18 protein-coding genes, 1 tRNA gene and 1 other RNA gene are annotated in these 19369 nt (G+C 70.3%); 12 read left to right on the top strand and 8 right to left on the bottom strand.

The genetic code is table 11. From position 1 onward, the window contains the following. Positions 1 to 16 precede the first annotated feature (16 nt). From ACFPCV_RS13575 to ffs, 4 genes are all read right to left on the bottom strand, one after another. Positions 17 to 103: transfer RNA gene (locus ACFPCV_RS13575), tRNA-Ser, on the bottom strand. A 302-nt stretch (positions 104 to 405) separates the two neighbouring features. Then, positions 406 to 822, bottom strand: coding sequence for an NUDIX hydrolase (locus ACFPCV_RS13570; protein ID WP_378056471.1), 417 nt, complete (start codon positions 820 to 822; stop codon positions 406 to 408). Between the two features lie 2 nt (positions 823 to 824). Next, positions 825 to 2978, bottom strand: coding sequence for a terpene synthase family protein (locus tag ACFPCV_RS13565; protein ID WP_378056470.1), 2154 nt, complete (start codon positions 2976 to 2978; stop codon positions 825 to 827). 967 nt (positions 2979 to 3945) lie between these two features. Next, positions 3946 to 4040, bottom strand: an RNA gene (gene ffs / locus ACFPCV_RS13560) — signal recognition particle sRNA small type. 75 nt (positions 4041 to 4115) lie between these two features. Here ffs and ACFPCV_RS13555 point away from each other — a divergent pair. Next, positions 4116 to 6137 carry a DNA polymerase III subunit gamma and tau gene (locus ACFPCV_RS13555; RefSeq protein WP_378056469.1) on the top strand — a complete coding sequence of 674 codons (2022 nt, stop codon included), beginning with the start codon at positions 4116 to 4118 and terminating at the stop codon, positions 6135 to 6137. Here ACFPCV_RS13555 and ACFPCV_RS13550 read toward each other — a convergent pair. Beyond that, complete coding sequence (locus tag ACFPCV_RS13550) at positions 6134 to 6949, bottom strand: N-acetylmuramoyl-L-alanine amidase (protein ID WP_378056468.1); 816 nt, start codon at positions 6947 to 6949, stop codon at positions 6134 to 6136. The genes ACFPCV_RS13555 and ACFPCV_RS13550 overlap by 4 nt on opposite strands. Before the next feature lie 86 nt (positions 6950 to 7035). On the opposite strand from ACFPCV_RS13550, the gene ACFPCV_RS13545 reads away from it, so the two are divergent. The 8 genes from ACFPCV_RS13545 to ACFPCV_RS13510 are packed head-to-tail and all read left to right on the top strand — an operon-like array spanning position 7036 to position 14308. Then, on the top strand, positions 7036 to 7344 hold the full coding sequence (locus tag ACFPCV_RS13545; protein WP_378056933.1) for a YbaB/EbfC family nucleoid-associated protein: 309 nt from the start codon (positions 7036 to 7038) through the stop codon (positions 7342 to 7344). Positions 7345 to 7348: 4 nt separating this feature from the next. Continuing rightward, positions 7349 to 7945, top strand: a complete 597-nt coding sequence (gene recR / locus ACFPCV_RS13540) for a recombination mediator RecR (RefSeq protein WP_378056467.1) — start codon at positions 7349 to 7351, stop codon at positions 7943 to 7945. Further along, positions 7942 to 8508 carry a uridine kinase family protein gene (locus ACFPCV_RS13535; RefSeq protein WP_378056466.1) on the top strand — a complete coding sequence of 189 codons (567 nt, stop codon included), beginning with the start codon at positions 7942 to 7944 and terminating at the stop codon, positions 8506 to 8508. The genes recR and ACFPCV_RS13535 overlap by 4 nt, the downstream gene beginning before the upstream one ends. Positions 8509 to 8551: 43 nt before the next feature. Beyond that, on the top strand, positions 8552 to 10219 hold the full coding sequence (locus ACFPCV_RS13530) for an ABC transporter substrate-binding protein (RefSeq protein WP_378056465.1): 1668 nt from the start codon (positions 8552 to 8554) through the stop codon (positions 10217 to 10219). An 18-nt stretch (positions 10220 to 10237) separates the two neighbouring features. After that, entirely contained in the window at positions 10238 to 11260 is a 1023-nt protein-coding gene (locus tag ACFPCV_RS13525; RefSeq protein ID WP_378056464.1) for an ABC transporter permease, read from the top strand. Beyond that, positions 11257 to 12192, top strand: coding sequence for an ABC transporter permease (locus ACFPCV_RS13520; protein WP_378056463.1), 936 nt, complete (start codon positions 11257 to 11259; stop codon positions 12190 to 12192). Before ACFPCV_RS13525 ends, ACFPCV_RS13520 begins: the two co-directional genes overlap by 4 nt. Further along, positions 12192 to 13190 carry an ABC transporter ATP-binding protein gene (locus ACFPCV_RS13515; protein WP_378056462.1) on the top strand — a complete coding sequence of 333 codons (999 nt, stop codon included), beginning with the start codon at positions 12192 to 12194 and terminating at the stop codon, positions 13188 to 13190. The genes ACFPCV_RS13520 and ACFPCV_RS13515 overlap by 1 nt, the downstream gene beginning before the upstream one ends. Further along, the gene (locus tag ACFPCV_RS13510) at positions 13187 to 14308 is read left to right on the top strand and encodes an ABC transporter ATP-binding protein (RefSeq protein WP_378056461.1); all 1122 of its coding nucleotides are present in this window, start codon (positions 13187 to 13189) and stop codon (positions 14306 to 14308) included. Before ACFPCV_RS13515 ends, ACFPCV_RS13510 begins: the two co-directional genes overlap by 4 nt. On the opposite strand, the gene ACFPCV_RS13505 is transcribed toward ACFPCV_RS13510, so the two are convergent. Both ACFPCV_RS13505 and ACFPCV_RS13500 read right to left on the bottom strand, forming a co-directional pair. After that, a complete protein-coding gene (locus tag ACFPCV_RS13505; RefSeq protein WP_378056460.1) occupies positions 14286 to 15056 on the bottom strand; it encodes a class I SAM-dependent methyltransferase in 771 nt (256 codons plus the stop codon). The genes ACFPCV_RS13510 and ACFPCV_RS13505 overlap by 23 nt on opposite strands. After that, positions 15053 to 15673 carry a maleylpyruvate isomerase family mycothiol-dependent enzyme gene (locus ACFPCV_RS13500; RefSeq protein WP_378056459.1) on the bottom strand — a complete coding sequence of 207 codons (621 nt, stop codon included), beginning with the start codon at positions 15671 to 15673 and terminating at the stop codon, positions 15053 to 15055. Before ACFPCV_RS13500 ends, ACFPCV_RS13505 begins: the two co-directional genes overlap by 4 nt. Before the next feature lie 62 nt (positions 15674 to 15735). On the opposite strand from ACFPCV_RS13500, the gene ACFPCV_RS13495 reads away from it, so the two are divergent. Further along, positions 15736 to 16380, top strand: coding sequence for an NAD(P)H-binding protein (locus tag ACFPCV_RS13495; protein ID WP_378056458.1), 645 nt, complete (start codon positions 15736 to 15738; stop codon positions 16378 to 16380). 77 nt (positions 16381 to 16457) lie between these two features. On the opposite strand, the gene leuA is transcribed toward ACFPCV_RS13495, so the two are convergent. Then, positions 16458 to 18248 carry a 2-isopropylmalate synthase gene (leuA, locus tag ACFPCV_RS13490; RefSeq protein ID WP_378056457.1) on the bottom strand — a complete coding sequence of 597 codons (1791 nt, stop codon included), beginning with the start codon at positions 18246 to 18248 and terminating at the stop codon, positions 16458 to 16460. 250 nt (positions 18249 to 18498) lie between these two features. Here leuA and ACFPCV_RS13485 point away from each other — a divergent pair, with 250 nt between their 5' ends. Next, positions 18499 to 18792, top strand: coding sequence for a hypothetical protein (locus ACFPCV_RS13485; protein WP_378056456.1), 294 nt, complete (start codon positions 18499 to 18501; stop codon positions 18790 to 18792). 24 nt (positions 18793 to 18816) lie between these two features. Continuing rightward, on the top strand, positions 18817 to 19116 hold the full coding sequence (locus tag ACFPCV_RS13480; protein WP_378056455.1) for a hypothetical protein: 300 nt from the start codon (positions 18817 to 18819) through the stop codon (positions 19114 to 19116). Positions 19117 to 19369: the final 253 nt, after the last annotated feature.

The following is a 19369-nucleotide window of genomic DNA, read 5'->3' as shown; positions in this document are numbered from 1 at the left end:
TGCCCGGCGTCTGGGGCGGAGGATGCGGGATTTGAACCCGCGAGGGCTTTAACACCCAACACGATTTCCAATCGTGCGCACTAGGCCACTATGCGAATCCTCCGCCGGAGAGGTTACCGGAGGTGGTTCCGGTGCTCCAAAGCGGCCGGTCGCGTGACCTGGACCACACCGGAGTAGGCGGGCTCGGGCGTGCCCGAGGACCTGGGGGCCGTGCTACTCGCCCGCGCTCGACGTAAGGCCGGGTAGCCGCTGAGGCGGGTTGTCCACAGCTGGGCTCGTGGGCCTTGTTTTGTCGGTGGCGGCCGGTAGACTGGCATGGCGGGACGCCCCCGGGTTCGGGTGGGGGTTGCGTTCCGGGCGGATCGCTGGTTTTTGCAGGTCATCGCGGTTTGCTTCGGTGGTGGGTTACCACTTCAGGTGGCCGTACGTGATGCCCTTCCGGTACTGGGTCACCCCGGCCGTCGTGTACGGGACCGTGTTGTCCGGCAACGCGTCCAGCGCCACCCACCGCAGGCCGCCGTACTTGTGGGGTTCCGCGTTCACCGGTTCGCCGTGCCACGACTCTGCTTCGAAGAAGAAGCCCACTCTCGGTGTCTCCGCGTGCCGGTGGACGTGCACGACCGTCGCCAGCCGGGCCGCGTCCACCTCGACGGCGACCTCCTCCCGTGCCTCGCGCACGGCGGCGGCCAGTGGCTCCTCGCCCGGCTCCACCTTCCCGCTCGGCACGTTCCACTGCCCGTCGGCGTACCCCGTGTTCTCCCGCAGCGCCAACAGGAGTCTTGAGTCCCGCACGAACAGCAGGAACACGTCGAGTGCGACCACACTCAGGACACTAGATACCTCGCCGCCGACGTGCCCAGGCCCGTCAGCGCGCCGACGCGTGTCTCGCCCTGCAGGGTCTCGTCCCGGTAGCGTGCGCAGCCCCGGTGCCAGTTCAGGATGCCGGCCAACCAGTCGCGCAGTTCCTGCACGTACGCCTGCAACGCCTCGCGTGCTTCTGCGGTCAGTTCGGCGAGCACGGCGGGCAGCTCCGCGGCCACGATGTGCTCGAACTGCTTCATCCGCGCGGTGAGCAGGTCGTTCACCACCTCGAACGCGCGGTCCTGTGAGCACGTCAGGAAGTTGCGCACCACCAGCACCGCGTTGTGGACCTCGCCCTCGAACTCGATCTCCTTGCGGTAGGAGAACATGTCGTTGATCAGGCAGGCCGAGTCGGCGGCCGAGTTCTCCAGCGACCGCATCGGCCGCGTCCGGTACACCCATTCCGGCAGCACGCCGAGGTGCGTGAACCGCGCCAGGCTCATGGTCAGGTCGGAGCCGAACGTCCTGCGCCGCATCTCCACGTAGTCGACCGGGTCCGGGATCCGGTTCATCCGCTGGTTGTCCAGCTCCCACAGCCAGCTGTCGATCATCGTGTCGACCGCGGCGCGGAACTGGCGGCGTGCGGGGTCCGGCATCGGTCCGGCGGTCCGGGTCCACAGGTCGGCGAGCCCGCGTTCCATGGCGGACGCCGGCAGCACGGTCGGCACCGTCAGCTCCACCGGCATCAACGCCTTCAACCGCTCGTTGGCGGCCCGCGCGCCCACGACGTCGGCGGTGCGCCCGAACACCTTCGGGTAGAGGTCGTCGCCGTAGGTGCCCCACGCCAGCCACGCCGACGCCAGGTTCAGCTCGGCCAGGGTCGCCGCCGGGTGCAGGCCCGCCGCGCACAACGGCAGGTCGGCGTCCTGCAGCGTCTGCTTGTCCCAGATCGCCTCCGAGAGGAGCCCCATCGACTCACACCAGCCGACCAGGTGGTCGCGTGCGGCGTCGAGGTGCGGCGACAGGCGCAGCTCGAACGGCACGTACATCTCCGGCAGGTCGACCTTCCCGACCCGCTCGAACTGCACGTGGCCGAACGCCCGCGCCCGCTGCGGCGCCGTGGCCACCAGTGACCGCACGATCCGTGCCGCCGACGTGCCGAGCCCGGCGGGCCCGTCGAGCGGCCGGGCCGTGGAGTTCATGTACCGCGACGACCGCAGGTGCCATTCGTGCCCGCCGGACTGCCAGTCCTGCAGGCCCTTCACGTAGGCGGCCACCCCGATCGGGTCCTCGCCGTGGGTGGCGAGCAGCGGCGGCACCTCGGTCAGCGCGGTGTGCTCGAACTGGTGCAGCCGGGAGGTGAGCAGGTCGTTGACGGCGTCGGCGGCCTCCTGTGTGGACAGGCCGAGGAACTTCTCGAACACGAGAATGCCGTTCGACAGCTCACCTTCGTCGAGCACTTCACGTTCGTAGGAAAAGATGTCGTTGCGCAGGTGGACGGCGTCGGAAAAGGTGTCGCGGAGGACGGTCAACGCTCGGCTCCCGGCGATCGACGCGGGCACTTCGGCGCCGACGGCGTGTTCGATGAGATTGGCCGACCAGGGCGCACCGCCGACCTTGCGCCGCATCTCGATGTACTCGATCGGGTTGGAAACGCGCCCTTCGTTGATGTTGGCGAGTTCCCACAGCGACTCGTCCAGCAAATTCTTGGTGCTTTCGACGAACCGTCGCCGAAAATCGAGGGAATGCGATGGAACGGTGCGGCCCCAGAGGTCGGCGAGTCCACGCTCGACCGGGTTCCCCGGCTCCTCGGCGATCTGCCCGTCGACCGGCATGAACAGGGCCAACCGCTCAAGGTACTCCCGGGCGGCTGGCAGGTCCCTGGTGCGTTTGAACAGTTCGAGGAAATGGTCGTCGAAGTAGAAGACCCAGACGTACCAGTCGGTGATGAGGTCGAGATCGGTACCGGAACAGTCCGGGTGCGTGTAGGCGCACAGAAGGGCGTAGTCGTGCGAGTCGAAGTCGTGTTCGTCCCAGATTTTGGTGCCGTTCTGGGGCACGTCGATCATGTCCATCTCGTAGGCCCAGGTCTTGCTGTGTTCCCGGGCCTGCTCGAGGTGTGGATTGAGCCGCGCCGGATAGGGCATGTAGAACTCCGGCAATTCGAACGGCTGCATAACGCCCCTTCCGCTGACGGCACCCACAACAGGCAACCAAAACCAGCCCGGCCCGCCAACCCCTGACCCAACACAACACCCGAACGAGATTCCCCGTACCCCAACCAGCCCAACCAAACCCACACACAGAGCGTGACCCCCAGCCCGGGACAAGCCACCAACGCCCGACCTGAGCAAGAAGGAGAAGGACGGCGAGAAGAGAAGGAAGCGGGAAGGAAGGCGGGAAGGGAGGAAGGGAGGCAGGCAGGGAAGAAGGCAGGCCAGGAGGGAGACAGGAAAGGTCAGGGCGGCAGGCACGCAGGGCAGGCAGGGAGAGAGGAAGGCCAGGGAGGGAGACGGGGAGGGAGATGGGGGAGACAGGGAGGCGACAGGCACACAGGCAGGCAGGAGGGAAGAGAGGCAGGGAGGGCAGGGCGCGCAGGCAGCAGGGAGGCAGGCAGGCAGGAAGGGAGGAAGGGAGGCAGGCAGGGAGGCAGGAAGGGAGGAAGGGAGGCAGGCAGGGAGGCAGGCAGGCGGGCAGGAGGCCGGAAGGGAGGCAGGAAGGGAGGGAGGCAGGCGGGCAGGCAGGAGGCAGGCGGAGGTAGGTCAGGCACGCAGGCACGCAGGCACGCAGGCAGGAGGGAAGGGAGGCAGGGGGAGAGGCAGGAAGGGAGAAAGAGGAAGGGAGAGGGAGGAAAGAGGTTGGGAGGAGAGGGCCTGATGAGGCCAGCGAGGCCTTGGCTGGGCGCGCCAAGAGGCCTGAGAAGCAGAGCGCTGGGGAGGGACGACGGCGCGACGGCGACACCTGATGGCGCGCCACACCCGACAGCGCAGAAGCCAACGCACAGAACCCACGGATGATGCGCAGCGAAACAACGCTGGGTCGGCAAGAAACCGCACCGTGGGGGTTTGGGGGGCTCGGCCCCCCAACGAGACGACGAAGACCGCCCCCGCGAAGGTGCGCAAGCACCGAGCAGGGGCGGCCGAGGTCGAGGGATCCCACGCACCCGTCAGAGCCCGCTTATCCTTGCTGCCTTCCGGCCCTGGGGAGGTTCACGAGATGGACGCCGCGTGGGATCCGTTGGCCAGTGTAGCGGTCGTGGGTGGGGTGGGCCGTGGGTGGCCGGGGTGTCGGTGTCGGCGGGTATGGTCCCTGGCGTGGCGCTCGCCCTTTACCGCAAGTACCGGCCGGCTTCCTTCGCCGAGGTTGTCGGGCAGGAACACGTCACCGAGCCGCTTCGGACGGCGTTGGCCGCGAAGCGGGTCAACCACGCGTATCTGTTCTCCGGGCCGCGTGGGTGTGGCAAGACGTCGTCGGCGCGGATTCTGGCTCGGTCGCTCAACTGTGAGCAGGGGCCGACGCCGGATCCGTGCGGGGAGTGTGACTCCTGCATCTCGCTGGCGCCGGAGGGGCCGGGCAACGTCGATGTGGTCGAGCTCGACGCGGCCAGTCACGGTGGGGTGGACGACGCGCGTGAGCTGCGGGACCGGGCGTTCTACGCACCGGCTTCGTCGCGCTACCGGGTGTTCATCATCGACGAGGCGCACATGGTCACCACGCAGGGTTTCAACGCCCTGCTGAAGATCGTGGAGGAGCCGCCGGAGCACCTGGTCTTCATCTTCGCGACGACGGAGCCGGACAAGGTGCTCGGCACGATCCGGTCGCGGACGCACCACTATCCGTTCCGGCTGATTCCGCCGAGCGCGATGCGTGAGCTGCTGGAGCGGAACGTCGCCGCCGAGGGGGTGACGGTGGCCCCTCCGGTGTATCCGCTGGTGATCCGGGCGGGTGGCGGGTCGGCGCGGGACACGCAGTCGATCCTCGACCAGTTGCTTGCCGGGGCGGGGCCGGAGGGGGTCGCCTACGAGCGTGCGGTCGCGCTGCTCGGGGTGACGGACGTCGCGTTGATCGACGATGTGGTCGACGGGCTGGCCGCCGACGACGCCGCCGCCGTGTACGGGACGGTGGACCGGCTGGTGGAGGCGGGGCACGACCCTCGGCGGTTCGCGTCCGATCTGCTCGACCGGCTGCGGGACCTGGTGTTGTTGCGTGCGGTGCCGGACGCCGGGTCGCGTGGGCTGGTCGCGGCGCCGGGGGACGAGCTGGAACGCATGCAGGAGCAGGCGCAGCGGCTCGGGCCCGCCACGTTGACGCGGTTCGCGGAGATCGTCCACACGGGGCTGGTCGACATGCGTGGGGCCACGGCGCCCCGGCTGCTGCTCGAGTTGCTGTGTGCGCGGATGTTGTTGCCTGGTGCGGTGCCGACCGACGCGGTCGCCGACTCGGCCGTTCTCCAGCGGCTCGAGCGGATGGAGCGGCGGGTGACGGCCGGGCAGACCGCCGCCGCCCCGGCTCCGGCCGCTCCTGCGCAGGCCGCTCCTGCGCAGGCCGCTCCTGCGCAGGCCGCTCCTGCGCAGGCCGCTCCTGCGCAGCCAACGCCGGTCGCGTCGCCTGCGCAGGCACCGTCGAAGCAGGCACCGCCCGCGCCCGCTGCGTGGCCCGAGACGCGGGCCGCCGAAGCCGTGCCCGCCGTGAGCACGCCGGATCCGTCTCCTGCCGAGCGGGCGCCGGTGACCCCGCCGCCCCCGGTGACGCCGCCGACGCCGGCCGCGAGTGGTGCGATCGACGCGGCCGCGGTGCGCAGGCTGTGGTCGGAGCTGCTCGGCGCGGTCCGCAGGAACAGCCGCAGCACCGAGGCGATGCTGACGAACGCGACCGTGCAGTCGGTGGAGGGTGACGTCGTCACCATCGCGCACACGGCCGCGCCGCTGGCCCGCAGACTCGGTGAGCCGCGCAACGTGGACGCGATCGCCGCCGCGCTGGGGTCGGTGCTCGGCGGGCAGTGGCAGGTCAAGTGCGTGCACGCGGCGCAGAGCACGGCCACGCAGTCGGTGCAGCAGAAGCCGCGCAGCGAGCCGCCGACGTTCACGCGGCCGAACGCGCAGCCCGCCGCGGCGCCGCAACAGCAGCAGGCGCCTGCGCCCGCACCGCCCCGGCCCGCCGCCCCGGCACCGCCGCCGCCTGCTGACGAGCCGCCCCCGCCGGAGCCGCCGGACGACGACTTCTACGAGGACGACGGGGCGGCGGCCCCGCCACCGGAGCCCGAGCGCAACCCGGAAGAGGACATGGTGCGGCTCCTCACCGACAAGCTGGGCGCCCGCCCCATCACCAAGCGTTAGCCCAGGTAGGCGAGGATGCCCGCCGCGATGGCCGCCGCGTACGACGCCCGGCCGTCCTGGCCGCTGAACGTGGCGGCCTCGGCGGCGTTGCGCATGTTGCCGCACTCCACGAGCACCGCGGGACGCTGCGACAGGTTGAGTCCGCCGAGGTCGTCGCGGGGGGACAGGCCGGCCGACCCGATGTAGGTGGACGTGGTGAAACCCTTGGCCACGAACGTGTCGCGCATGGTCGTGGCCAGCCGGGTGGCCGGTTCGCCCTGTGCCTCGTTCAGCGGCGGCGCCGAGTAGGCGATGTGGAAGCCGCGTGCGGCCGGGTCGGTGGCGCCGTCCGCGTGGATCGACACGACGGCGGCCGCGCCCGACTCGTTGCCGATGGCGGCGCGGCGGTCGACGCACGGGCCGACGCCGTTGTCGTCCGGTCTGGTCAGCACGACCCGCACGCCCTGTGCGGTGAGCAGGTCGCGGACCCGGACGGCGACGTCCCACGTGAACGCGTGCTCCGGGTAGCCGGCGTCGGTGGCGGTGCCGGTCGTGTTGCACGCCTTCCACCGGCCCCGGCCCGCCGGGACCTGCCGGTTGATCTCGGCGGGGTGCGCCGCGTTCGCGCCGTTGTGGCCGGGGTCGACGACCACCACGGGCGCGGGCTTCGCGGGCGGGACCGTCGTGGTGGGCGGGGTCGTGGTGGGTGCGGGCGGGGGCGTGGTGACCGACGACGACACGGTGGTGGTCGTCGGCGACGTCGACACCGGCGGTTCGCCGCCGCACGCGGTGAGCGCCAGCAGTCCGATCACCGCGAGTACAGGTCTCCGCACGCGCTCACCTTGCCACAGGGCTGCGCGGCTACCCTGGGAGCAACCGACGAGAGGACCCCACAGTGCAACCCGGTGGCATGCCCGACATGCAGCAGATCCTGCAGCAGGCGCAGAAGATGCAGGAACAGCTCATGTCCGCGCAGGAGGAGCTGGCCAACACGGAGACGACGGGCTCGGCGGGCGGTGGCCTCGTCACGGCGGTCGTGTCCGGCTCCGGTGAGCTGAAGTCCCTCACGATCGACCCGAAGGTCGTCGACCCGGACGACGTGGAGACGCTGGCCGACCTGGTGGTCGCCGCGGTCCGCGACGCGAGCGGCAAGGCCCAGCAGATGGCCGCCGAGGCGATGGGCCCGCTCGCGGGTGGGATGGGCGGGCTCGGCCTGCCCGGCATGTGACCCCATGTACGAAGGACCGGTCCAGGACCTGATCGACGAGCTGGGGCGACTTCCCGGCGTCGGTCCCAAGAGCGCGCAGCGCATCGCGTTCCACCTGCTCGGCGCCGACCCGGCCGACATCGCCCGCCTGCAGCTGGCACTGCAGAAGGTGAAGGAGGGCGTGGTCTTCTGCGACGTGTGCGGCAACGTCTCCGAGGAGCCGACCTGCCGGATCTGCCGTGACGCGCGCAGGGACCCGACCGCGGTGTGCGTGGTCGAGGAGCCCAAGGACGTCCTGGCCATCGAGAAGACCCGCGAGTTCAAGGGCCGCTACCACGTGCTCGGCGGCGCGCTGGACCCGTTGTCGGGCATCGGTCCCGACCAGCTGCGGGTGCGTGAGCTGCTGCAGCGGATCGGCGGACAGGAGATCACCGAGGTCATCCTGGCCACCGACCCGAACACCGAGGGCGAGGCGACCGCCACCTACCTGGTGCGGATGCTGCGCGACTTCCCCGGCCTCACGGTCACCCGGCTCGCCTCCGGCCTGCCGATGGGCGGTGACCTGGAGTTCGCGGACGAGCTGACGCTGGGCCGGGCGCTGACCGGCCGTCGCTCGGTGTGAGGCTCGGGCCGCCGCGTCTCGGCCGCACCACGCTGATCGCGGTCGACGGGCCATCGGGGTCGGGCAAGACGTCCTACGCGGCACGGCTCGCGGCGCGGCTGGGCGCCACCGTCGTGAGCACCGACGACTTCGCCACCTGGGACGACCCCGTGTCCTGGTGGCCCCGGCTCGTCGCGGACGTGCTCGACCCCCTCGAAAACGGTCGGCCGGGTCGTTACCGGACGACCGAGTGGACCGGCGGCAGGCCGCACCCCGGTGCCCACCGTCACGTGGCGGTACCGGACGTACTCGTGGTCGAGGGTGTCTCGGCGGGCAGGCGGTCCATTACTGGGAAACTGTCATGTCTTGTGTGGTGTGAGGTTCCCGACGAGCGAACACGGCTTGAACGGGCGGTGGCCCGCGACGGCGAGCAGGCCAGGAAACACCTGATGACCTGGCAGGACTTCGAGCGCGGCTGGTTCGCCGTCGACGGGACCAGAGCGCGTGCGGACGTGCTGGACGAGGGATCGGATACCGAGTCGTTACAGACCAGGACTTCACCCCCGAGCACCCCGAGGGGATAAGGTCGGCGACCAAAGTGTGAGACACAACCCTCTGAGGTGCGTAATGGTCTACCCCCGCACGGTCCGCCTGGCGGCGATCGGCTTCGCCGCCGCTGTCGCGCTGACCGCGTGCGCTGAATCCCAGCGCGATTCCCAGGACGAAGGTGGCGGCCAGACCGGCGGCACGATGACCTTCGCGACCGAGGGTGCGCCGAAGCTGTTCGACCCCTTCTTCGCGACGGACGGTGCCACCTTCCGCACCTCACAGCAGATCTTCGAGGGTCTGATCGAGTTCAAGCCGGGCACCGCCGACGCCGAGGGTGCCCTCGCCACGAAGTGGGACCACAGCGAGGACGGCCTGACCTGGAACTTCGACCTCCGCGAGGGTGTCAAGTTCCACGACGGCTCGGAGTTCAACGCCGAGGCCGTCTGCGCCAACTTCGACCGCTGGTACAACCAGAAGGGCGCGGGCCAGAGCCCGGCCGTGACCGGTTACTGGCAGGACAACTTCGGTGGCTTCTACGACGGCGCCGTCCCGTCGCTGTTCGAGTCGTGCACCGCGGAGAGCGCGAACAAGGCCGTGGTGAAGCTGACCCGCTCCACCTCCAAGTTCCCGGACATCCTGGGCCTGCCCTCGTTCGCCATGCAGAGCCCCACGGCGCTCGAGCAGTACAACGCCGACGACGTCCAGCAGCAGGGTGACAGCTTCGTGTACCCCGAGTACGCGACCGACCACCCGACCGGCACCGGCCCGTTCAAGTTCTCCAAGTACGACGAGGCCAACGGCACCGTCGAACTGGTCCGCAACGATGACTACTGGGGCGACAAGGCCAAGCTGGACAAGCTGATCCTGCGCGCCATCCCGGACGAGACCGCCCGCAAGCAGGCGCTGCAGTCCGGTGACGTCGACGGCTACGACCTCCCGTCGCCCGCCGACTGGCAGGGCCTGAAGGACGACGGCTACAACGTCATGATCCGCCCGGCGTTCAACGTCTTCTACGTCGGCATCGGCCAGAAGAACGTGGCACAGCTGCGTGACCTGAAGGTCCGCCAGGCGATCGCCCACGCGATCGACCGCGAGGGCCTGGTCAAGCAGCAGCTCCCCGAGGGCGCCACGGTCGCCGAGAACTTCTACCCGGACACGGTCGACGGCTGGACCGGCGACGTCCAGAAGTACGACTACGACCCGGAGAAGGCGAAGTCGCTGCTGGCCGAGGCCGGCGCGAGCAACCTCGCGGTGAACTTCTACTGGCCGACCGAGGTCACCCGCCCGTACATGCCGAACCCGCAGGACATGTTCGGCTTCATCCGGGGCAACCTGGAGGCCGTCGGCATCAAGCTGAACGTGGTCAGCAAGCCGTGGAACGGTGGCTACCTGGAGGACGTGGACCAGGGCAAGGCCGACCTGTTCCTGCTCGGCTGGAACGGTGACTACAACACGCCGGACAACTTCGTAGGCAACTTCTTCTCCGACCCGAACAACCGCTTCGGCACCGGCAACTCGCCGTGGGGCGCGACGCTGGCCCAGGAGATCCAGGCCGCCGACTCGGAGCCGGACGCCGAGAAGCGCACGGAGATGTACGAGGAGCTGAACAAGAAGCTGAAGGCCGAGTACCTCCCGGCCGTCCCGATCTCGCACTCCCCGCCGGCACTGGTCGTCGCGGAGAACGTGAAGGGTCTGGTGCCCAGCCCGCTCACGGACGAGCGGTTCGACACGGTCAGCCTCGGCTGACCAACGGGACTCACGTAGGTGCTTCGCTACACGGTTCGGCGGTTGCTGCAGCTCGTAATCGTCGTCGGGGTGCTGTCGCTGCTGCTGTTCGCGTGGTTGCGCTCGCTCCCAGGAGGGCCGGTCTCGGCCCTCCTGGGGGAGCGCGCGACCGAGTCGTCCAGGGCCCGGCTCACTCAGGAGCTGGGGCTGGACGAGCCGATCTTCGTCCAGTACTGGAAGTTCCTGACGCGTGCCGCGTCGGGTGACTTCGGGGTGTCCACGGGTGTGCAGCCCGGTGACACGGCGTCCGAGATCTTCCTCCAGCGGTTCCCGGCGACGCTGGAGCTGTCGTTCCTCGCGATCGTCATCGCGATCGCGGTCGGCATTCCGCTCGGTTACCTCGCCGCGCGCCGCAGAGGCGGCTGGCTCGACAACCTGTCGATCGTCGGCTCGCTGGTGGGCGTCGCGGTGCCGGTGTTCTTCCTCGCGTTCGTGCTCAAGCAGGTGCTGGCCGTGGACCTCGGCTGGTTCCCGACGGCGGGCCGCCAGGCGGGTGGCATCGACGCGACCCGCGTGACCGGGTTCTTCGTGCTCGACGGGCTGCTGACGCAGGAGTGGGACGCGGCGTGGGACGCGCTGAAACACCTGATCCTGCCCGCGCTCGCGCTGTCGAGCATCCCGTTCTCGGTGGTCTTCCGGATCACCCGCGCCTCGGTGCTCGACGTCCTCGACGAGGACTTCGTCCGCACCGCGGAGTCCAAGGGCCTCACCACCCCGGTCATCCGCCGCCGCCACGTGCTGCGCAACGCGATGCTGCCGGTGGTCACCACCATCGGCCTGCAGACCGGTGCGTTGCTCGCGGGTGCCGTGCTGACCGAGAAGGTGTTCGCGTTCCCCGGCATCGGGCAGGCGCTGGCGCTCGGGTTCGAACGCCGTGACTATCCGGTGCTGCTGTTGCTGATCCTCTGTGCCGCCGGGGTGTTCGTGCTGATCAACATGCTCGTCGACCTGTCGTACGCGTTGATCGACCCGCGCATCCGCACCGCTGGTGGTGCCCGATGATGAGCTCGAAGAGCAAGATCGACGCGCTCGCGGCCGCCGCGGGCAAGATCGGCGACGATCCCGGCGTGAGCGTGGCCGCCGCCGCGTGGCGCAGGCTGCGCCGCAACCCGGTGTTCATCACCGGCGCGGTGATCATCGCGTCGTTCATCGTGCTGGCGATCCTGTCGCCGTGGCTCGCGCCGCACGACCCGGCCGACCCGATGCTGGGCGAACAGGTCGTCAAGGCACGCAACGAGATCCCGGAGTCGCAGGAGGGGCACCCGCTCGGCGGCGACCAGGTGGGCCGCGACCTGCTGTCCCGGCTCCTGGTCGGGTCGCAGCAGACGCTGCTGGTCGGTGTGCTCGCCACGCTGATCGGGCTGGCAGGCGGGCTGATCCTCGGCACGCTGGCCGGTGCGCTCGGCGGCTGGGTCGACAGCCTGGTGATGCGCGCGGTCGACGTCATGCTGTCGATCCCGGGCCTGCTGCTCGCGGTGTCGATCGGCGCGTTGTTCGCCCAGCCGAACATCTACACGTTGATCGTGGCGGTCGCGACCGTCCAGATCCCGATCTTCGCGCGCCTGTTGCGTGGCTCGATGCTCGCGCAGCGGAACAGCGACCACGTGCTCGCCGCCCGCGCGCTCGGCGTCAAGCAGCGGGCGATCGTGTTCCGGCACATGCTGCCGAACTCGCTCGGCCCGGTGATCGTCCAGTCCACGCTGGTCCTCGCGATCGCGATCATCGAGGCGGCCGGCCTTTCGTTCCTCGGTCTCGGCAACCCGGACGACCGCATCCCGGAGTGGGGGCAGATGCTGGGCCGCGCCCAGAACGTCATCGACAGCCACCCGCAGCTCGCGTTCTGGCCGGCGGGCTGCATCATCGTCGTGGCGCTCGGCTTCACGCTCATGGGCGAGTCGCTGCGCGAGGCCCTCGACCCGAAGAGCAGGCGCTGATGGCACTCCTCGAAGTACGGGACCTGCGGGTCGTCTTCGGCCGCAAGGGCGAGGAGCCGTTCAACGCGGTCGACGGGGTCGACTTCGACGTCGAGCCAGGGCAGACCGTCGGCCTGGTCGGCGAGTCCGGCTGCGGCAAGTCCGTGACCGCGATGTCGATCATGGGTCTGCTGCCCAAGCGCGGCAACAGGGTGACCGGCTCGGCGAAGTTCGAGGACACCGAGCTGCTGTCGCTGTCCGACCGGCAGATGCGGGACCGGCGCGGCCGCGACCTCGCCATGGTGTTCCAGGACCCGCTGTCGTCGCTGAACCCGGTGATCCCGATCGGCGTGCAGGTCACCGAGGTGCTGGAGCGGCACCGCGACATGTCCCGCCGCAAGGCCATGGTCGAGGCGGCCGACCTGCTCGACAAGGTCGGCATCCCGGACCCGAGGCGGCGGCTCGACGAGTACCCGCACCAGCTGTCGGGCGGCATGCGGCAGCGCGCGCTGATCGCGATCGCGCTGGCGTGCCGGCCGCGGCTGCTGATCGCGGACGAGCCGACCACCGCGCTGGACGTGACCATCCAGGCGCAGATCCTGGCGCTGCTCGCGGACCTGGTGCGGGACACCGGCACCGCGCTGATCATGATCACGCACGACCTCGGTGTGGTCGCGGGCCTGTGCGACGAGGTCAACGTGCTGTACGCGGGCCGCGTGGTGGAGCGCGGCGGGCGGCACGACCTGTTCCAGGTGCCCCGGCACCCGTACACCTACGGCCTGCTGCGGTCGATTCCCCGGCTCGACGCGCCCAAGGGCGAGCGGCTCTCGCCGATCCGCGGTTCCGTGCAGGACAACATCCCGTGGACGTCGGGTTGCGCGTTCGCGCCGAGGTGCCCGAACGCGACCGACACGTGCGTCGAGGTGACGCCCGAGATGGTGCCGGACGGCGCCGGTTCCGTGCGCGGCGAGCGGTTGCTGCGCTGCCACAACCCGGTCGCACAGGAGGTGCCGGCGTGACCGAGCCATCGACGGTGCCGCTGGTCGAGGTCGACGACATCAAGGTCCACTTCCCGATCAAGCGCGGGGTCATCCTGGACCGGACCGTCGGCCACGTGTACGCCGTGGACGGTGTCGACCTGTCGATCAACCAGGGTGAGACGTACGGCCTGGTCGGCGAGTCCGGCTGCGGGAAGTCCACGCTCGGCCGCGCGATGCTGAAGCTCATCGAGCCCACCGCCGGCTCGATCACGTTCGACGGCGTGGACCTGTCGTCGATGAAGGGCGAGAAGCTCCGCACCATGCGGCGGCGCATGCAGATGGTCTTCCAGGACCCGATGTCGTCGCTGGACCCGCGCCAGTCGGTGGAGTCGCTGCTGATCGAGGGCATGCGCGCGCACGACCTCGACAAGGGCAAGGAGTCGACCGGCAAACGTTTGCGGGAGCTGCTTTCCTCGGTCGGCCTGCCGAGCACCGCACTGCGCAAGTACCCGCACGAGTTCTCCGGCGGCCAGCGCCAGCGCATCGGGATCGCTCGCGCGCTGACCGTCGAGCCGGACCTGATCGTCGCGGACGAGCCCGTGTCGGCGCTGGACGTGTCGGTGCAGGCGCAGGTGATCAACCTGCTCGAGGACCTGCAGGAGGAGTTCGGCCTCACCTACCTGGTGATCGCGCACGACCTGGCCGTCGTCCGGCACATCTCCGACCGCGTCGGCGTGATGTACCTCGGCGGCCTGGTCGAGGAGGCGACGTCCGACGACCTGTACGCCGAGCCGCTGCACCCGTACACGCGGGCGCTGCTGTCGGCCGTGCCGGTGCCGGACCCGGCGCTGGAGGACCGCCGCGAGCGGATCCTGCTGGTCGGCGACCTGCCATCGCCTGCCAACCCGCCGAAGGGCTGCCGCTTCCACACCCGCTGCCCGTGGAAGCAGGCGGAGAAGTGCGACACCGAGCGGCCCCCGCTGCGGGAGATCAGGCCGGGGCACCGCGTGGCCTGCCACTGGGCGGAGGACATCCGCGACGGCAGGATCCGTGCGCACGAGGTGAAGCCGGAGTCGGTCGAGATGGACTGGGACACCCCGGACGACGACGCGACGCTGACCGGTCCCGCCTCCGTCACGGAGACCCTGAATCCCTGACCGCGACGATGTGCCTGGCACCCGGCCGGTGGACCCATTCACCGGCCGGGGCCCTGCGCAGGAACTCCGCGCGCAGCCCCTCGACGAACGCGGGTCCCTTCTCGTCGAGGAGCGGCCGCAGCGGGCCGGACCGGACGTGGGCGTCGAAGCACGTCGCCGCGTCCGGGTGCGTGATCGGGTGCGCCACCTCCTCGTCCCGCTCGACGCCGGTCAGCCCGCTGGTGAGGCCGTCCTCCCAGGTGCGGTCGGGGGGACGGCCAAGTAGTTCGCTCATCAGCGCGAACGGGCCGTCCAGCTCGGGGCGGCCCGGCCAGAAGACGACCGACAGCCGCCCGCCCGGCCGCAGCGCCGCCGCCCAGGACCGCAGCGCGTGCGCCGGGCCGGGGAGCTGCTGGAGGCCGAAGACCGACACCACGGCCGCGCACGCGCCGTCCCACCGGGCGTCGAGCGTCGCCGCGTCACCCTCGAGGACCGACACGGCCGGGTGGCGGGCGGCGGCCGCGCGGGCGATGCGGACCATGCCCGCGGACAGGTCGATGCCGACGATCTCCCGGCCGGGCAGGTGCTCGACCAGCGCGGGCAGCTCCGGGAAGGTGCCACAGCACGGCACGAGCACCGGCCCGTCAGGCAGGGCGGAGCCGGTGACCGCGCCCACCGCGTCCGCCACCCAGGGGGCGAAGCGCGGCACGTAGTACGCGTCGTACCCCTGCGCGGCCGCGTCCCACGCGCGGGCGATGCGGTCGGTCACAGCGCCGCCGCCACCTGGTCGACGGCCGAGCCGGACAGGGCCGCCATGCCCGCCGGCCTGCCGGTGGCGACCAGCAGCAGGTCACCGACCGGGCCGAGGAGCTCGCGCGGGCCCTCGCCCGCGGACCAGTCGCAGTCGGTGGCGGTCAGGCGGATGCCGGCGAACCGTTTGCGGGCGCCGTAGAATCGGCTGGCCCGCACGTGGTCCAGTGCGGCGATCGTCTGCTCGGTCGGCATCGGGCGTTCGCGGCCGAGCGGGCGGGCCACGTCCTGGCCGTGCACCAGCGCGTCGACCAGCGGGTCCAGCGGCGCGGCACCCGGTGCGCGGCGCGCCGAACCCGCGGTCTCCCGCAGTCGCGCGATCAGCTCGGCCCTGGTGAAGCGGGCCACCACGTCGCGGGCGGAGTTGTCCACCATGCGGTTCCAGTCGCCTCGGGCGCGGAGCATGCCCTTGAACATCGTCATCCCTGTCGTTCGGGTCGAGGTCGTCATGTGGGCGGCCACGTGCAGCACGGTCCAACCATCGCACAGGGACGGCACCCGCCACTCGTGGTCGGCGAGGTTGTCGAAGAGGTCGGCGAGGCTCAGTCGTTCGTCGCGGGTCCAGTCGAGGATCATGACAGCACTACGAACGGGAAACGCCCGGATGGACACGAGGTCCGGACCAATATCCTGACAGCATGGTCGTCACCGTGCTCGGTGCGTCCGGCCGGACCGGCCGGCACATCGTGCGCCTGCTGGTGCGGCAGGGACATCAGGTGCGTGCCGGGGTGCGCGACGGGCGCAGGAAAGCGGCCGTCGCGGGCCTTGGCGCGACCCCGGTGCTCGCCGACCTGTGCGCGCAACCCGACGAGCTGGTCGACGTGCTCACCGGCTCGCACGTGGTGATCAACGCCGCCGGTGCCGCGGACCCGGACCCGGCCGCGGTGGCACTGGTCGACCGGGACGGTGCCAAGGCCGCGATCCGCGCGGCGGAGCGGGCGGCGGTCCGCCGGTACATCCAGTTGTCCGCGCAGTTCGCCGACGCCCCCGACCAGGGCGACCGGCTCGTGCGCTCGATCCTGTACGCGAAGCAGGTCTCCGACAGCGCGCTGCGCCGCTCGACTCTCGTGTGGACGGTCGTGCGGGCGGGCACGCTCACCGACGCCCCCGGCTCCGGCCGGGTCACGGTCGCGAGCCACCTGAGCGCGGGCCGGGTCGCACGCCAGGACGTGGCGGCGGTGATCGCCGCGTGCCTTCACGAGCCGAGGACGGAGAACCGCGGCTTCGATCTCCACAGTGGACCGGTGCCCGTACCAGCGGCCCTTGCCGCGCTCGACCGGTAAGCAAGCGCGGCCGGGCACGATCCTGCGTGGGGGCGGGTCTTGCAAGGGGTTGCCTGGACCCGCCCCCAGCAGTTCCGCTAGCGGGAGAAGCGGTTGATCGCCGAGACCACCGCGCGCAGCGACGCCGTCACGATCGAGCTGTGGACGCCCACGCCCCACAGGGTGCGCTCGCCGATCGCGCACTCCACGTACGCCGCGGCGCGGGCGTCGTCGCCCGCCGTGAGGGCGTGCTCGGTGTAGTCCAGTACCCGCACGTCGAAGCCGACCGACGCCAGCGCGTCCACGAACGCCGCGATCGGGCCGTTGCCGGAGCCGGTGATCTCGTGCCGGTCGCCCTCGACCTCGACGACCGCGCTGATCTCGTCGTGGCCCTGGCCGTCGTCGGTGATGCGGTGCTCACGCAGCACCAGCGGCGCGTTGTGCTCCAGGTACTCCGAGGAGAACGTCGACCACATGAGCGTGGGCGACACCTCGCCGCCCTCCGAGTCCGTGTACCGCTGCACGACCTGCGAGAACTCGATCTGCAGGCGGCGCGGCAGCTCCAGCTGGTGCTCGGTCTTCATCACGTACGCGACGCCGCCCTTGCCCGACTGCGAGTTCACGCGGATCACGGCCTCGTAGGTGCGGCCGACGTCCTTCGGGTCGATCGGCAGGTACGGGACCTCCCACGGGTGGTCCTCCACCGGGTGACCGGCCCGGTCCGCGGCGTCCTTGAGCGCGTCCAGGCCCTTGTTGATGGCGTCCTGGTGCGAGCCGGAGAACGCGGTGAACACCAGGTCACCGCCCCACGGGTGGCGCTCGCCGACCGGCAGCTGGTTGCAGTACTCGACCGTGCGGCGGATCTCGTCGATGTCGGAGAAGTCGATCTGCGGGTCGATGCCCTGGCTGAACAGGTTCATGCCCAGCGTCACCAGGCACACGTTGCCGGTGCGCTCGCCGTTGCCGAACAGGCAGCCCTCGATGCGGTCCGCGCCGGCCTGGTAGCCCAGCTCGGCGGCGGCGACACCGGTGCCGCGGTCGTTGTGCGGGTGCAGCGACAGCACCACGGAGTCCCGGCGCTCCAGGTTGCGGTTCATCCACTCGATCGAGTCGGCGTACACGTTCGGTGTCGCCATCTCGACGGTCGCGGGCAGGTTGATGATCACCGGGTGGTCCGGCGTCGGCCGCCAGATCTCGGTGACCGCGTTGCACACCTCGGCCGCGTAGGACAGCTCGGTGCCGGTGTAGGACTCGGGGGAGTACTCGAAGCGGAAGTCCGTCTCGGAGTACTTGCCCGCCAGCTCCCGCACCATCTCGGCCGCGGACGTCGCGATCTTCTTGATGCCCTCGCGCTCCTCGCGGAACACCACGCGCCGCTGGAGGATGGAGGTCGAGTTGTAGATGTGGACGATCGCCCTGCGCGCGCCCTGCAGCGCCTCGAAGGTGCGCTCGATCAGCTCGGGGCGGCACTGCGACAGCACCTGGATGCTCACGTCGTCGGGGACCGCGCCGTCGGTGATGATCTCGCGCACGAAGTCGAAGTCGGTCTGCGACGCGGCGGGGAAGCCGACCTCGATCTCCTTGTAGCCCATGCGCACCAGCAGGTCGAACATGCGGCGCTTGCGGGCGGGGGACATCGGGTCGATCAGGGCCTGGTTGCCGTCCCGCAGGTCGACCGCGCACCACTGCGGCGCGCGGGTGACGACCTTGTCCGGCCACGTGCGGTCGGGCAGCGTGATCGGCTCGACGAGCCGGCCGAAGGGCTGGTAGCGGTGCACCGGCATCGACGAGCCGCGCTGGGTGTTCCACGCGGGCTGGTCGGCGGGTGCGGGCCGGGACGGCATCCGGATGTTGCTGGTGGCGGCACGCTGTACGTCGGGAATGCTCATGATCTCCTGCTTGCGGGTCTGTCATGCGGGTCTCGGAACGGACGACCGGCAGGCTTCGACCCGCGGCGGGGAGCCGGTCTGGTCAGGCCCCGTCGCGGCAACGAAGGAGGAGAGCACGCGCCACGGCCGACAGCCTAGCCGCGGATCGGCGAGAACAAGAAGCGGGCCTCTCACATAGTGGGCCGAACGGCCTAGGTCGATTGGTCCGCGCGAGCGGTTTCGTCACAGCGTGGCAGGGCATCCACCTCGCATGACAACTCGTAGATGGAGCCGCACAGGCAGCGGGACAGCTGCGCGCGTCGTCCAGCTCATCGGGGCGGTCTTCGCGCTCATCGAGGTCATCTACATCCTGCTGAACCTGTTCGGCGCGAACGCAGGCAACGCCTTCTTCCGTTTCATCCAGTCGATGGCAGAACCGCTCGCGCTGTTCTTCCCCGGCCTGTTCACCTTGGCCAACAAGTCCCTCGAGACCATCGTGAACTACGGTCTGGCCGCCGTGTTCTGGCTGGTCGTCGCCGGGTTGATCGCGCGGGTCGTTTCCTGATGCCGAACGTGCCAGACTCCCACCATGGCCACCGAGACCCGGTCGAACGTGGTGGGAGTCCTGGCGGGCGTCGTCCGCTGGGCAGGGCTGCTCTTCGCGACCGTGCTGGTCGTGCACGTGCTGCTGACCGTGGGCGACGCCAACCCGGAGAACGGCATCACGACGTTCTTCTCCGCGGCGGCGGACCCGCTCGCGCTCGCGTTCAAGGACCTGTTCACACCGGACGACGCGAAGCTGCGGGTGCTCGTGAACTACGGGCTCGCGGCGCTGTTCTGGCTGATCGTGTCGTCGGTTTTGTCACGGCTGATCCGCCGGCTGGCGTGACCGGGCCCGGATCGGCGACCGGACGAACGGTCCATCCGCCCGGGAAAGTTATCCACAACCGTCCGTGACCAGCGGTTTCGCCAGTCACCACCGATAGAATGGACCCGGGGCGGCCCCCCGGGTTCGGGTGGGGGCTGCTTACGCAACGGTCCTGGGTGCCAGTCGGGGGTTCCCAGTGTCGTCGTTGGTTTCGGGGGTGTGGTCCTGCGAGGCCCTGGCGGTGCCTCCCTCCTCGGGCACCGCCAGGGCCTTG

The organism is Actinophytocola glycyrrhizae (assembly GCF_042653545.1).
In the GTDB taxonomy this organism is placed as follows: domain Bacteria; phylum Actinomycetota; class Actinomycetes; order Mycobacteriales; family Pseudonocardiaceae; genus Actinophytocola; species Actinophytocola glycyrrhizae.
This window is presented reverse-complemented; position numbering and strand designations above follow the sequence as displayed.